10 protein-coding genes are annotated in these 12,583 nt (G+C 58.1%); 8 read left to right on the top strand and 2 right to left on the bottom strand.

All coding sequences use genetic code 11. The features are described 5' to 3' along the window. Positions 1 to 70: 70 nt before the first annotated feature. The 8 genes from AC2FIT_RS02415 (at position 71) to mdoH (ending at position 11,156) form a co-directional block, all read left to right on the top strand. A complete protein-coding gene (locus AC2FIT_RS02415) occupies positions 71 to 955 on the top strand; it encodes a LysR substrate-binding domain-containing protein (protein ID WP_496826258.1) in 885 nt (294 codons plus the stop codon). Positions 956 to 1,657: 702 nt separating this feature from the next. Beyond that, a complete protein-coding gene (locus tag AC2FIT_RS02420; RefSeq protein ID WP_496826509.1) occupies positions 1,658 to 2,116 on the top strand; it encodes a DUF302 domain-containing protein in 459 nt (152 codons plus the stop codon). A 79-nt stretch (positions 2,117 to 2,195) separates the two neighbouring features. After that, entirely contained in the window at positions 2,196 to 3,815 is a 1,620-nt protein-coding gene (locus AC2FIT_RS02425; protein WP_496826260.1) for a thiamine pyrophosphate-binding protein, read from the top strand. Continuing rightward, entirely contained in the window at positions 3,802 to 4,986 is a 1,185-nt protein-coding gene (locus AC2FIT_RS02430; protein ID WP_496826511.1) for a CaiB/BaiF CoA transferase family protein, read from the top strand. Before AC2FIT_RS02425 ends, AC2FIT_RS02430 begins: the two co-directional genes overlap by 14 nt. A gap of 185 nt (positions 4,987 to 5,171) precedes the next feature. After that, positions 5,172 to 6,542, top strand: coding sequence for a tetratricopeptide repeat protein (locus AC2FIT_RS02435; protein ID WP_496826262.1), 1,371 nt, complete (start codon positions 5,172 to 5,174; stop codon positions 6,540 to 6,542). A gap of 35 nt (positions 6,543 to 6,577) precedes the next feature. Further along, on the top strand, positions 6,578 to 7,795 hold the full coding sequence (locus AC2FIT_RS02440; protein WP_496826264.1) for an OpgC family protein: 1,218 nt from the start codon (positions 6,578 to 6,580) through the stop codon (positions 7,793 to 7,795). Next, positions 7,792 to 9,291 carry an OpgD/OpgG family glucan biosynthesis protein gene (locus AC2FIT_RS02445; protein ID WP_496826513.1) on the top strand — a complete coding sequence of 500 codons (1,500 nt, stop codon included), beginning with the start codon at positions 7,792 to 7,794 and terminating at the stop codon, positions 9,289 to 9,291. The genes AC2FIT_RS02440 and AC2FIT_RS02445 overlap by 4 nt, the downstream gene beginning before the upstream one ends. Further along, positions 9,288 to 11,156 carry a glucans biosynthesis glucosyltransferase MdoH gene (gene mdoH / locus AC2FIT_RS02450; RefSeq protein ID WP_496826266.1) on the top strand — a complete coding sequence of 623 codons (1,869 nt, stop codon included), beginning with the start codon at positions 9,288 to 9,290 and terminating at the stop codon, positions 11,154 to 11,156. The genes AC2FIT_RS02445 and mdoH overlap by 4 nt, the downstream gene beginning before the upstream one ends. On the opposite strand, the gene AC2FIT_RS02455 is transcribed toward mdoH, so the two are convergent. Both AC2FIT_RS02455 and AC2FIT_RS02460 read right to left on the bottom strand, forming a co-directional pair. Then, entirely contained in the window at positions 11,157 to 11,972 is an 816-nt protein-coding gene (locus AC2FIT_RS02455) for a CE1 family esterase (RefSeq protein WP_496826268.1), read from the bottom strand. Beyond that, complete coding sequence (locus tag AC2FIT_RS02460; protein ID WP_496826270.1) at positions 11,969 to 12,442, bottom strand: rhodanese-like domain-containing protein; 474 nt, start codon at positions 12,440 to 12,442, stop codon at positions 11,969 to 11,971. The genes AC2FIT_RS02455 and AC2FIT_RS02460 overlap by 4 nt, the downstream gene beginning before the upstream one ends. Positions 12,443 to 12,583 lie beyond the last annotated feature (141 nt).

Consider the following 12,583-nt stretch of genomic DNA (forward strand, 5'->3'; position numbering starts at 1 on the left):
TATCCGTTTTGCTTGCTGGGAAAGAAAATGAATAATAAGTCAAGTTATGGTCAAAAAATTTTGGTGATAAATGGACCGGCTACCGAACCCCGCATGGCTACGCAGTTTCGAATCGGCCGCGCGGCACCTGAATTTCACGACGACAGCGCGGGAGCTTAGGCTGACGCAGACGGCGGTCTCTCTTCACATTCGTTCGCTCGAAGCCGAACTGGGGCAGAAACTGTTCACCCGAAACGCGCGAAGACTGGAGCTGACTGAGCTGGGGCAGTCCTATTCCCTGACGGTCCGACGGGCCTTGGCCGATATCGCACTGTCGACCAACAGCTTGTTCGGCCCTGCATCCCACCAGACCCTGACAATCCGCGCTGCGATTTCCACGGCGACCTACTGGATCGCCGCTGAACTGCCGGGATTTACCGAACAACATCCGGATATCCCTGTTCGCGTGGTCTCACACATCTGGAATGACAGCGTGGCGCCCGGTGATGTAGACGTGGAAATCCGGCTAGGATACGGAGATTGGCCGGGGGTGCGGTCCGAAAAACTGACCGAAGAAAAACTGGTTCCGATATGTCGCGCCACGGGCCGTACACCGGACCTTGAGAAGCTTAAAGACGCGCCGCTCATTCACATCCTCGGATATGAGGACAATTGGGCGCGCTACTTTCAGGCCAATGGCATTGCTGCACCGGATAAAGCGTCGCGACATTCGGTGGATACATCAGTCGCAGCCCTGCAACTTGTGATGGCAGGCGCCGGGTTCGCGACAATTCTGGAAAGGTTTGCCCGAAACGCGATCCGGCAGGGCGTGCCGATTGCCATCGCGGGCCCGGCGGTTCCCTTTGCGCAGTCGCACTATCTGATCAGTTCGCATGCGACGTCCCAACCAACGGCGGCCGCCGGTTTGTTCTGTTCCTGGCTGCGCGACGGACTGGCCGCAAACGTCACTGATTGACACGGGCTTGTTGCTTTTCCGACCCGAAAGAATTCACTTTGCGCCTCGCGCTCGACGACCCCGCGGCCGGCACCGCACGTGCGATACGTTTTGTCCGTTCATTTGTGGATGAAAAGGGAATGCGTCAGCAGATCGACCGTCAAACGCAGCCGCCGCTTTGTCTGTGAAAATCTTGATAAAGCCGAACATGTCGACATCTTCATCGAAGGTGTCACCAAATACCATGCAACCGAACACGGCCCGGTCAAATGGCGCGAAAGACCTTAGCATTTCTGCAAAAAAACTGCGCGGCCCTTAGCTGCGCAGGCGGCATTGGCGCAGATGTCCCAAATCTTCGGGCTGACTACACCGCGGAACTGGCGGCCTAACGGTTGTCCGACTGACGCGGTGCAACAGGTCAAAAAATAACTTGGCAATACTCACCCGAATGCCCGGTATGAAGCAGGAGCTGCTGATCACGGGGGCGTTTGCAGGGTGTGGCTGAGTAAATCCCGGCAAGCCGCTTAAGGGCTCGGGTCCAACATGGCTGGATCATGGATATTTACTTGCAGAAATAGCACGAGCGCTGGGTTGCAAAGCTGTTTGCCGCCCTTGATCCATCTATCGGCACTTGGCACCAGCCTGAATGCGCGCGGAAATGTGCGTGCGCTGCTCGTCGTTTTCTGGCACAACCACATATAGCTTACTTAACGAGGCACTATGATGCGCGCGCTTTGGGGTTTTCTCTGCCTTCTGGCCCTGCCCGTCTGGGCCGAGGAGCCACTGCCAGGCTGGGCGGTTTATCCAACTGGCAAAAGCTTTGGTGATCTTGTTACCGACACCAAGGCGGCTGTGAAGGACAACGGATTGATCGTTGTCACCCAGGCCGGCCCTACCAACGCTGCCGCTGCGCGTGGGATTGTCATTCCCGGAAATCTTGTAATCGGCGCGTTCAATAATGACTATGCCGTGCGCGTTCTGGAAACCTCGGTCGACGCGATGATCGAGGCTCCGATCAGGTTCTACGTGACCGAAAATGAAGACGGGACCGCAACACTGTCTTACAAAACCCCCAGCTTTGTGTTCGCACCCTATGCGGACGAGGGCGGAGAGACCCTGAAACACATTGCACAGGAACTTGACGCCAAGTTTCAGGCGGTGGCGGACTCAGCAGTCAAATAGTCACACTGCCGTGAACCTGCTTGCGCCCGGGCGCGTCCTCCGCATTCTCCTGTCTAACAGAATTTTCGGAGCATGACTGATGCAAGACCTTCCCCCCCGTGCGGCTGATCTTTTGGCCCAACGACTCTACGAGGCAGGATGCCGCCACGCGTTCGGTATGCCAGGGGGCGAAGTGCTGACCCTGGTGGATGCGTTGGAACAGGCGGGGATCACCTTTCACCTGACCAAGCACGAAAACGCGGCCGGGTTCATGGCCGAGGCCGTTCACCACCGCGATCGCGCGCCTGCCATTCTGGTCTCCACCCTCGGCCCCGGAGCCATGAACGGGATTAACGTTGTCGCCAATGCGCTGCAGGACCGGGTGCCAATGATCGTGTTGACAGGTTGCGTAGATGCAGATGAGGCACTGACCTACACCCATCAGGTCATGGATCACGCGCAGGTTTATCGGTCGATCACGAAAGGGACGTTTACGCTGACCGCGCAAGGGGCGGATATCATTGCTGACAAGGCGGTTTCCCTCGCGAACCAACCTCGCCCGGGGCCGGTGCATATCGACATTCCGATCTCGGTCGCGGATACGCGCGTGTCTGGCGTCAAACGCCGTCGTCTGGCAAAGCCTGCCGCCGTCGCACCCGAGGGCAATTGCGTAGAGAAAGCGCGCCGCTGGGTGGCCGAGGCGGAACGACCAATCGCGATCATTGGTCTGGATGTGCTCTATGACAACTCGCGAAATGTGGTGCAGGCGTTTCTGGAGCATTTCAACATTCCGTTTGTGACCACATACAAGGCCAAGGGCGTCCTGCCCGAGGATCACCTTCTTTGCCTTGGCGGTGCGGGTTTGTCGCCGCTGGCCGACAAGCATCTGGTTCCATTGGTCGAACAAGCCGATCTGGTGCTTTGCCTCGGGTATGACCCGATCGAAATGCGCCCCGGCTGGCGCGAAATCTGGGACCCCGCGGAAAAGCGCGTCATCGACATCTCAGCCATGGTCAACGATCACTACATGCATCAGGCCGGGTTGAACCTTGTGGCCCACACCGGTGCCACGCTGGAAGCCATCGCCAAGGGCAACCCCGCCCGCTCGACCTGGCCTGAAGGCCAGCCCCAGCAAGTCAAGGCTGCGTTGGCAGAGGCCTTTCCCACGGATGATGACTGGGGCCCTGCGGCCGTCATCGCCGAAGCGCGCGCCACTCTGCCTGCGCATACTCTGGCAACTGCTGACAGCGGCGCGCACCGCATCCTGCTGAGCCAGATGTGGGATTGCCATGAAGAGCGTGGGCTAATTCAATCCTCGGCCCTTTGCACCATGGGATGCGCGGTTCCAATGGCCATTGGCCTGAAGCTGGTCGAGCCAGACCGCCCCGTGATCAGCTTTTCGGGCGATGCCGGGTTCCTCATGGTCGCCGGAGAGCTATCGACAGCTGCCGAGATGGGGGGAAATCCGATCTTCCTGGTTTTTGTCGACGCTAGCCTGGCCTTGATCGAACTGAAACAGCGGAAGCGTCAGATGGGCAATACGGGCGTGGACTTTGACCGTCACGACTTTGCCGCCATGGGCCGCGCATTTGGCGGAAACGGTCGCACCGTCCGCAACAGGGAAGAGTTGCGTGCGGCGCTGAACGAAGCCATGAAGGCCGAAACATTCACCGTAATTGCGGCTGAAATTGATCGTGGGGGATATGATGGCCGGATCTGAAGGACCGCTGAAGGGTATCAAGGTTCTGGACCTCAGCCGCATTCTGGCAGGGCCGACCTGTACGCAGTTGTTAGGTGATCTGGGGGCCAGCGTGATCAAGATCGAAAACCCCACCACAGGAGGTGACGATACGCGGCAATGGGGCCCTCCTTACGTTGAGGACGCGGATGGCAATCGCTCGGACCTAAGCGCCTATTTCATGGCGGCCAACCGCAACAAGAAATCCGTGGCCATCGACATCGCCACACCCGAAGGTCAGGCGCAGGTCAAACGGCTGGCCGCGCATGCCGACATCTTTATCGAAAACTTCAAACCCGGCGGGCTGGCGAAGTATGGGCTGGATTATGCGTCCTTGTCACAGGAATTTCCCAGCCTCGTGTATTGCTCGATCTCCGGCTATGGCCAAACCGGACCGAACGCCTCCAAACCGGGCTACGACCTGATGGCGCAGGGCTATGGCGGGATCATGTCGCTGACGGGTGACCCTGACGGCGCGCCGATGAAAGTGGGTGTTGGAATTGCGGACGTTATGTGCGGAATGTACGCCTCGGTCGGAATTCTGGCCGCCTTGCGGCACCGAGATCAAACCGGCGAAGGTCAGCAAATTGACCTTGCTTTGGTTGATACCCAGATCGCGTGGTTGATCAATGAAGGCGTGAACTATCTGACCTCGGGTGATGTCCCGCAGCGGCGCGGCAACGGGCATCCCAACATCGTGCCTTACGATGTCTATGAAACCGCCGACGGCCACGTTATTCTGGCTGTTGGAAATGACGGTCAGTTCCGCCGGTTTTGCGATTTCATCGACCACCCCGATCTGGCGGATGACCCGCGCTATGCCACGAATCCTGCCCGGCTGGAGCATCGCGAAGCGCTGAACGCGGTTCTGCGTCCCGCGCTGCAATCCCGCGACACCGCCGCTGTCATTGCCGGGTTGGAAGCGTGCAAAGTACCGGTTGGCCCGGTCAAGACGCTGGATCAGGTTTTCGCAACGGATCAGGTCGCTGCCCGGCAGATGCAAATCGCCATGCAGGCCGGACCGGGCGAGGTTCAATTAATCGGGAATCCACTTAAACTTTCGCGCACGCCGGTCACCTATCGCAACGCGCCGCCAGAATTCGGGGCGGACACACAAGCTGTTCTAAACGCTGAAAATCCGTTCGATGACTGAAACACTGTGCCTAATTCGGCGGCATGTTGCTGAAACATGCCGTTGAATCGGCGGTTTTTTTCAAGTTTTCCACACACAGCCTTTCACCAATTCGAGAGCGATGGCGATACTGATACGACGCCGTCGGAGTCTCTGCTACATCAACGAGTATAGATGCTCTTGCTTGAATGGATCGGACCAAACGCATGAAACAAGATGTTTTCGGACAGATGAACACCCTAAGCCACCCGGCGAGCGTCGAGGCGTGGAACGGTGTTCTGCTTGGGTTCATGGCGCATTCGGCCAGTACCCCCCAGCATTTGGGGAAAGTGCTTGAGCTTGAGCCCGACTTTGCCTTAGGTCACGCGATCAAAGGCCTGTTCATGGTTCTTTTGGGTCGGCGTGAGATGATGGCGGTTGCGGTCGATGCGCTGGCGGCCGCCAAGGCCGCGATGGAAAAGCAACCGGTCTCGGCGCGTGAAAGCCTCTACGTGCAGGCACTTGAACTCTACCTTGCGGATCTGCCATCGCAATCCATCCAGAAATTCGAAGAAATCCTGCTCGCCCATCCCCAAGATACTTTGGCGATGAAGCTCAGTCACGCGACGCGTTTTGTTCTGGGCGACGCGACCGGGATGCGGCGGTCGATTGAGCGGGTTTTGCCAGCCTACGAGGCCAACCATGCCGGACGCGGTTACCTGCTGGGCTGTCATGCCTTTGCGCTGGAGGAAACTGGCGCCTACGAGCAGGCCGAGATTGCCGGGCGCCAGGCGCTTTGGATGGTTTCGGACGATGCATGGGGCTTGCATGCGGTGGCCCATGTGCACGAGATGAAGGGTAACGCTCAGCTTGGTCTGGATTGGCTGGCCGGGCGCGAAGAGGCATGGGCGCATTGCAACAACTTTCGTTATCATGTCTGGTGGCACAAAGCGTTGATGCACTTGGATCTGGGTCAGGTCGATCAGGTGATGGAGCTGTATGACAACTACATCCGGCAAGACAAGACCGACGACTACCGCGATATTTCGAATGCCACCTCGTTGCTGTCGCGGCTTGAGTTGGAAGGCGTCGATATTGGCAACCGCTGGGAGGAACTTGCCGACCTCAGCGCCGCGCGAACCGAAGATGGCTGCCTGATTTTCGCCGATCTGCACTATTTGCTGGCCCTGACGGGTGACAACCGCAGTGAAGCGACGAGCAAAATTTTGCATCGAATTCAAAATGACGCTCAACGCAACCAAGGGGACACGCCGATCCGCATGTCCGACCCGGGTATCGCGGCTGCCAAAGGGCTTGAGGCCTTTGGCGAGGGCCTCTACGGTGCCGCGTTCGACTTTTTGTCAAGCGCGCGCAATAGTATGCAACTGGCAGGTGGCAGCCACGCCCAACGTGATGTCTTCGAGCGTATCACGATTGACTCAGGCCTGCGTGCAGGCCGTCTGGATGCTGTCGAGCGTATCCTGGACGATCGCCGCACCAAACGGTCTGGGGGCGAGGATAACTTTGCCTTAGCGCGCCGCGCATTGATCGACGCGGCCCGCGGCAACCGCGACGCACAAAGCGTCCCTGCGGAATAAAAAACAAAAAAAGACCAAAGAAGGACAGACTACGCATGGCGACTGCATCGCCCGTCTCTGATTTTGCGCCTGTGACTGCTTCGGCAGCCGCACCCGTCCGCGTGCGTGACCCAAGGCTGGATTTCTATCGCGGCATCGCGATGTTCATCATCCTGATCGCCCATATTCCGAATGATCCGTGGGCCAAGTGGATTCCGGCACGGTTCGGCTTCTCGGACGCGACCGAAATCTTCGTGTTCTGCTCGGGCATGGCCTCAGCTATCGCATTCGGCGGCGCGTTTGCTCGGAGAGGCTGGTGGATGGGCACGGCTCGCGTAGCCTTCCGCACCTGGCAGGTCTACTGGGCGCATATTTGCCTGTTCTTCTTTGTCGCCATGAGCATGGCCGCACTGGATCAGACGGGTTTCTTTGAGAAAACATACATTTCCTCGCTGAACCTACAGCATTTTTTCAACGATCCTGCTCCTCAGATTGTTGGGCTGTTCACGCTGACCTATGTGCCGAATTACTTTGATATCCTGCCGATGTACCTTGTTGTTCTGGCGATGATGCCCCTGTTCATGGGGTTGTCTCGTATTGGGTTCTGGGCCGTGGCTGCTACGTCTGTCGCGATCTGGTTGATCGCTCAGACCGGCGTACTTGCGTTGCCGGCTGAGCCGTGGTCGGACCGCCAGTGGTTCTTCAACCCGTTTGGCTGGCAATTGCTTTTCTTCACCGGGTTCGCCTTCATGCGCGGCTGGATCCCGGCCCCACCTGTGTCAAAGACGCTGATCTGGGCGGCGACCCTGTTTCTGATTTTCTCAATGCCATTCGGCTCGTGGAAAGTGTTTACGTGGATCAACGGAGTCGCTCCCGACCTGGCCGATGAAATCCGCAAGGTTTGGCCCGTCACCAAGGAATTCCGTAACAAGACCAACTTCGGTCTGTTCCGCTACATTCACTTCCTGTCCTTGGCCTACCTGGGTTGGGTCGTGGCCGGTGAACATGGCCGCCGTCTGATTGCAACTGGCCACGGCGCGGCTGCGAAAATTTGGCAGTTCCTGCTGACCGTTATCACAAAGGTTGGGCAGCAATCGCTGGCCGTATTCGTATTTTCCATGGCAGCAGCACGACTTATCGGCGTGGGTCTCGATCTGAGTGGGCGGAATGTTGCCAGTGTCTTTGTCGCCAACATGATTGGCTTTGCGATGATCATCGGCGTGGCATACATGGCAGCTTGGTTCAAGTCACATCCATGGAAGACAAAGAAATGAACCTGACTCGTCGCGCATTTCTGGCCTCAACTTCGGCGCTTGCTTTCGCCCCGGCCACGTTTGCCTCTGGCGGAGAAATTCCTTTTGACCGCAATGCTGTTATCGAGATGGCCCTTGATCTGGCAAGCCGCCGCTATGCCGAACGCGAGATGGTGCCACAGGAATGGCTGGACCTGACCTATCAGCAATACCGCTCGATCCGGTTCCGGCTAGACCGCGCGCTTTGGTACGAAACCGACACGCCGTTCAACGTCGATTTTTTTACGCCCGGCCTGTACTTCCCACGCACGGTTAAGGTCATGACTGTCGAAAACGGTGTGTCCGCTCCGGTCGCCTTCGATCTGGGGATGTTCGACAAATCCGAAGACGTACCGCAACTGCCGATAGACGACACGCTGGGCTTTTCCGGCCTGCGTCTGCGAACGGAAATGCACCGCCCCGGCAAGACCGATGAGTTCTGCGTGTGGCAAGGTGCCAGCTATTTCCGGGCGATTGGCCTGCATGAGGTGTACGGGCTATCCGCCCGCGGCCTTGCCCTAAAGACCGGCGATCCTGATGGCGAGGAATTTCCCGAATTCATCCGCTTCTGGCTGGAACGCCCGAAGCCCGGACAGCGTAACATGGTAGTTCACGCGCTAATGGACAGCCCCAGCGTGACCGGTGCCTACCGGTTCAACGTCACGGCAGGTGCGGATTGCGTGATGGATATCGAAGCCACGCTTTTCCCGCGCGAGGATCTGACGCATGTGGGCATCGCACCGGGGACGTCAATGTTCCTGTTCGATCAGACCAACCACAGCCGGTTTGACGATTTCCGTCCCGCAGTGCACGACAGTGACGGGCTGCTGATACGAAATGGTGCCGGAGAGGTGCTTTGGCGGCCACTGGCGAATCCGACACGGCTGCAGATTTCTTCATTCGTCGATACGAACCCGCGTGGGTTTGGCCTGATGCAGCGCAAGCGCGCATTCTCGGACTACGCGGATCTTGAGGCGAATTACCACAAGCGCCCCGGGCTGTGGGTCGAACCCAATGGCGACTGGGGTAAAGGCACAGTCACACTGGTCGAGATTCCGGCGGATCAGGAGATCTATGACAATATCGTCGCCTATTGGCGGCCCTCTGAACCCTATGCAGCAGGCAGTCAGGTCGATCTGTCTTACCGCCTGATCTGGGGCGAAGAACCGCAGCGGACATCAATGCCGCGCGTCATCAACACCGCAATGGGCGAGAATACATTCGGCGAAGGACGTCTGGCTGTCATCGACTTTGAAGCCTCTGACCTGTTCGACGACCCCGAGGAGATGACCATTTTCGTGGATTCGCCACATGCCGAAACGTCCGAGGGCGTTCTGCAGCGCAACCCTGACACTGGTGGGCTGCGGCTGGCATTTTCGTTCGAACCGGGCGATCGGGACCACGTGGAATTGCGCGCGCAGCTTTTGAAAGACAAAGAGCCGGCCTCAGAGGTCTGGCTTTATCGTTGGACCACATGACACGCGACCTGCATATCATGCCACCCAAGGCACCGCTGCCTATGCCTGCGCAGAACTTTAGCGCGGGCTTTACAGATGCGCAGGTGCCTACCGGGAAACAACCCTCAGCCGGGTTTTGGCGCGCACTGGCGTTTTCGCCAGCTATGGCGGCCACACTGGGCCTGTTGTGGGTCATGACCGATTGGTTCGGCGCCGAAGGGATCAACCTGATCGAGGCTATCCTTCTGGCATTGATCTCATTCAATTTCTTCTGGATTTCCTTTACCGTCTGCACCGTGCTGCTGGGCATGTTGTCCTTGTCACGGCAGGAGCAGCCTAAACGTGAAAGCCGTCCGCAACCATTGCGCGTCGCGTTGTTAATGCCGGTTTACAACGAGGTACCGTGGAACGTGCTGGGCAACGCCCGCACGATGCTTGAGGATTTGCAGGCACGAGGCGGACAGCACCACTATGCCATGTTTATCCTGTCGGACACCCGTGACCCTGAAATCGCGGCGCAGGAACAGGCCAGTATCGAGGCATTGCGCACCACCCTCGCCCCCGGTCTGGAACTCTATTTCCGTCGTCGCGCGGAAAATACTGACCGCAAGGTCGGTAACATCTCTGACTGGGTCAACCATTGGGGTGCCGACTGGGATGCAATGCTGGTGCTGGATGCCGACAGCCTGATGACCGGTCGCGCCATCCTGCGTTTGACGGATGCGCTGGCCCGCGACCCCGGTGCGGGATTGATCCAAAGTTATCCGCAATTGATCGGTGCGCAATCTGTCTTTGCCCGGATGCAACAGTTTGCCAACGGCGTCTATGGCATTGCGTTCGCCGAAGGTCTTGCTCGTTGGTGTGGCCAAGAAGGCAACTACTGGGGCCACAACGCGATTATCCGCACCAAGGCTTTTGCCTCAAGCGCCGGTCTGCCCAAGCTTCGTACGTTCAACGGTCAGGAAAAACTGATCATGAGCCATGATTTTGTCGAGGCCGGACTGCTGCGCCGTGCGGGTTGGGGTGTTCGGTTCCTGCCGCGAATTCGTGGGTCCTACGAGGAAACACCACCAACGCTGATCGACCACGCATTGCGCGACCGTCGATGGTGCCAAGGCAACCTCCAGCATCTGAAATTGCTTGGCGCAACCGGTTTCCGCGCGGTGTCACGGTTCCACATGTTCCATGGTGCAGTGGGTTACCTCATGTCCCCGCTTTGGTTTGCGCTGCTGGTGATGTGGGCGCTGATTGGTCAGGGGGAGGACGCCTCGGTCCTGCATTACTTCAGCCCCGACAACCCGCTGTTCCCACAATGGCCCGAAATGTCGGAAACGCGGCATGTGCTGATTATCCTGGTCATGTATGCGATGTTGCTGGCACCAAAGATCTTGGGTGTTTTGGCCCTGCCCCTCAGCGGTGTGCACTATGCGGAGTTTGGTGGCCGATCCAAGTTTCTGACCTCATTCCTGGCCGAAGTGATCTTGTCGATCCTCTATGCGCCAATCCTCATGGTACAGCAGATGATCGCGGTGTTCCGCACCGTTTTGGGCATTCAGAACGGCTGGTCCCCTCAGATGCGTGACGGCGGCAGCTATAACCTGCGAACCTTGATCTTGTGTCATGCGCTGGAAACGGTCAGCGGCATTGCGCTTAGCGTTGGTATTCTGTCAGGTCTCGTATCGATATGGCTGGCCCCGATTGCCATCAGCCTTGCGCTGGCAATTCCCTTATCCGCGCTGAGTGGCGTTTCGGCCGGCGCCGCGCGGCACATGGTCGGGATGAAAGAGGATTTTCGAGAGCCAGCTATTACCCGGATGGCCCGGCGTCACCGGAATGAGTTGAAGCGGTTTATCGAAGGCAAAGGCACTATGACTCCTGCCGAGTGATTAGCCACCCGGCAGACCTTCGTACCAGTCCACCATCATGTCAGCCCATCCCTTTGGTACAGTATGTCCGCCGGGGAACAGCGCGAGTTCCAGCATGCTGCCATCGCTGCATCCACTCCAATAGCGGCGCATAAACTGGCCAGTGACTGAAAAGCCACTTGGTTTGCTATCGACGCATTCGTTAGCGATCCGCCAGATTTCCAGACCTGCGAAAATATCGCCTTGATGAAACCGGCCACCACCTAAGATGCGGCCCTCTAACGGTACAACGTTGTCCGTCCAGCCATGAGTATGAAACATCCGAACCGGTCCGTTGCAGTTTTCAGGTTGCGGGCGCCAGAATCCCCCTGACACGGGCACATAGGCCGAAAACGTGTCCGGTGCCGCGCAGGCAAGATAATAGACCATGAATGCGCCAGCCGAGAACCCGCCCAAAACGGTTTGATCAGCATCTACCCCGAATCGGTCTGAGGCATCCTGAACAACTTCGGTCAAAAAGGCGGCTTCGTCGCGCCCTTCCCAACCCGGAAAGAAATTCCAGCTTTTGCGGCCATTGCGGTCTGATCCCTCGGGCGCCATCACCGCATAGCCACGCGCCAGCAGCGGCTCGACCAAATTGCGGTTTTTCAAGATTCCTTTGGCTGATCCGCCATACCCGTGCAAGAACACCAAAAGCGGTGGGTTTTCCGCTTTGGGCAGTTCGATATGATAGCCGCCCGAGGCGGTTTCGCAGATGCCCTCGCGATCTGCGCAAGCGGCAATGCCTGCTTGTCCGGTCATTGCCAGTATCGCAGCAGTAGTAAGTGTCCGGATCATCCCCAGTCCCCTACGTCTTGTTGAACCGGCAACCCGGCGCGAACCCATCCCGGCCCCGCCGCGGACCCTAGCATGCCTTCTGGCACATCGATTACGTTTGTAAATCCTGCCTCGGTCAATCTGTTGCTCAGCCTGGCCGACCGAACGCCACGGGCGCAGATCAGCGCAACCTTGGCACCCCGGTTGCCGCCCGTCAGTTGCGCCAACGCCTGTACGAAATCATCGCGGCGCATGTCCAGTGGATGCGCCCCTTGTCCGACGCCAGTGGCCCGCCATTCGCGCGGCGTCCGGATATCGACCAACAGAATTTGACCAGAGACCGCCTGTTTGTGCGCGTCCGCGGCACTAATCGTGCCACCGGCATAGTCAGGCGGGATCAGACGGTACTCCCGGACAGCAAACCCACCGGCGATCAGTGTCCCTGCCCCCAGCAAAACCCACCTTCGAGATCGATTTACCTTACCCGTCATGCGGTACCCTTTTACGCCGATAGGGCGTTCTATCACGACACTGAGCTTTGCGCTGTGATGGAATCCGGCCCATGGATCAAGTTCGCGTCATTGTAGCGCAGCTATAATGCAACCAATATGTACCTTTTAGAACAGGTCGAA

This window comes from Ruegeria sp. YTSA135, assembly GCF_059610165.1.